The organism is Moorena sp. SIO2C4 (assembly GCF_010672485.1).
GTDB classification, from domain to species: domain Bacteria; phylum Cyanobacteriota; class Cyanobacteriia; order Cyanobacteriales; family Coleofasciculaceae; genus Moorena; species Moorena producens.
Genome location: NZ_JAAHGN010001214.1, coordinates 1 through 2,082, shown reverse-complemented (window position 1 = coordinate 2,082; position 2,082 = coordinate 1). Strand labels below are relative to the sequence as shown.

3 protein-coding genes are annotated in these 2,082 nt (G+C 44.7%); all 3 read left to right on the top strand.

The features are described from left to right. Nucleotides 1–473: 473 nt before the first annotated feature. Entirely contained in the window at nucleotides 474–722 is a 249-nt protein-coding gene (locus tag F6K20_RS35740) for a hypothetical protein (protein WP_044492511.1), read from the top strand. Then, the gene (gene vapC, locus F6K20_RS35735) at nucleotides 719–1,123 is read left to right on the top strand and encodes a type II toxin-antitoxin system tRNA(fMet)-specific endonuclease VapC (protein WP_008181669.1); all 405 of its coding nucleotides are present in this window, start codon (nucleotides 719–721) and stop codon (nucleotides 1,121–1,123) included. Before F6K20_RS35740 ends, vapC begins: the two co-directional genes overlap by 4 nt. 69 nt (nucleotides 1,124–1,192) lie before the next feature. Continuing rightward, a partial coding sequence (locus F6K20_RS35730) for an ArnT family glycosyltransferase (RefSeq protein WP_287297984.1) occupies nucleotides 1,193–2,082 on the top strand: 890 nt, incomplete at its 3' end.

Sequence of the window (2,082 nt, the reverse complement as noted above, 5' to 3'; positions counted from 1 at the left end):
TGGCTATTCCACATAGAACTAATAGATTGGTTGAGACAAGATTGAAAAAAAAAATCCCCAGCCGGTAGCTGAGGGATCAGTCAGGGTGCATCTACTATTTCTTATTCCTTCATTGCTCTCTCTAGATCCGGAAGAATTTAGAACTGATAGATTGGTTGAGACAAAATTGAACAAAAAAAATCCCCAGCGGGTAGCTGAGGGATTAGTCAGGGTGCATCTACTATTTCTTAATCCTTGATTGCTCTGTCTAGATCCGGAAGAAATTAGAAATGGGTAGGCCAAATCAAAAGGCAAGTTGTGAAACCGTTTGACCTTGATGTAAAAAACCTACCCCTTTCAGCCACACTTCCCTGTCTCTCCTCTGCCCCCACACATCCCACACCTCCCACAAGACCCACACTTCCCGGACGAAGTAGCTCACCCAATTTAGAACTGCTATAAACTTGGATAAGTTCTATAACGCAGAAAGCACGATGGAAAGCATTAAAGTAATCTCCCATGTGGGGTCTGATGGTATTTTACATCTGGACGTTCCAGTAGGGATAACGAACGAAGAATTAGAAGTTATGGTGGTTTTTAATCCATTAAAATCATCCTTAAAACTAGAAACACCCCAAGGCTGGATGCCTGGTTTTTTTGAGGAAGTAATTGGGGGTTGGGCGGGAGAACCGTTAGAGCGGGGGAAGCAAGAAGAGTTTGAAACCAGGGAGAGTCTATTTTGAGCTACCTTTTGGATACCAATGTTTGCATTCGGCTGTTGAACAATACCAGTCCGGCGGTGACATCTCGCCTTGCTACCGAACAACCAGAGAATATTTTTATCAGCTCCATAACCGAGATGGAGTTATATTACGGTGCTTATCGTAGTACCAAACAGTCAATAAATTTAGCACTTTTGCAACGATTTTTCAGTCAGTTTACGATTCTACCGTTAGACAGCAATCCTGCCAGAATAGCAGGACAAATCCGGGCTGATTTAGCAGCTATGGGAACACCAATCGGACCTTATGATTTACAAATCGCTGCGATCGCCCTTGCTAATAATTTAATTGTGGTTACTCATAATACGGCTGAATTTAGCAGAGTTCGTGGACTACAAATTGAAGATTGGGAGCTGGACTAGCTTTTAAGCAAATACTACTAGAGCAAGTTGAAAAATATTGGTATTAGGGTGTAAAATACCAACCCATCATTGACCTTAACCATTGTGTTGAAGCATCAACCATTAGCCCGGATCCCCTCTGCTACTACTGGCTGGAGTGACGTGATCGTATTACTATTGGGGTTGCTGGTGTTAATTCATGGCTTGAGTGGATATGGATTGTATGAACCCCACGAGGGTCACTTCGGCGGCGTTGCCCGTGAAATGCTGTTACGTGGGGATTGGATTACGCCTCATCTCAACGGTTCACCCTACCTGAATAAACCCCCATTACTTTATTGGCTGATAGCAACCAGTACGACCCTATGGGGTTCCACAGAGTACGCAGCACGGCTCCCTCTAGCCATTATCGGTTGGCTTGGTGCGATAGTTGCCTGGAAATGGGCGCGAGAACTCTGGAATCCTACCGCTGGTCGTCTAGCAGCTTTAATGCTTTGCTCGACTACTGGCTGGTTTGTGTTTACCCACCAGATTCTGATCGATGTACTCTTGGCCACCTTGCTCTTAGCTACCTATTATTGCTTGTGGCGGTTAGAGAGGGCACCTCACTGTTGGATCTACTGGTTAAGTCTGTATAGTCTTTTAGGATTGTGTGTCTTAACCAAAGGGCCAGTATTCCTAGGATTTCCCCTGATTGGTTGTTTAGCGATCGCATTTAGACAACGGAGCTGGAGACTATTCCAGCAATTGCGAATTCGGCTAGGAATAATCGTGACCTCTCTAGTAACCTTGCCATGGTTTATGGCAGTAGAACAGGCTAACCCAGGCTTTTTCCACTACTTTCTGTTCAACGAAAATCTCAAGCGGATAGCGGATACCCGATGGCCACCAGATTATGAAGTATCTAAAGTCAGTGCCATAGGCTATTTAGTTGTAACAGCAATCTGGTGCCTACCGTGGATAGTGGTACTACCCAAAGC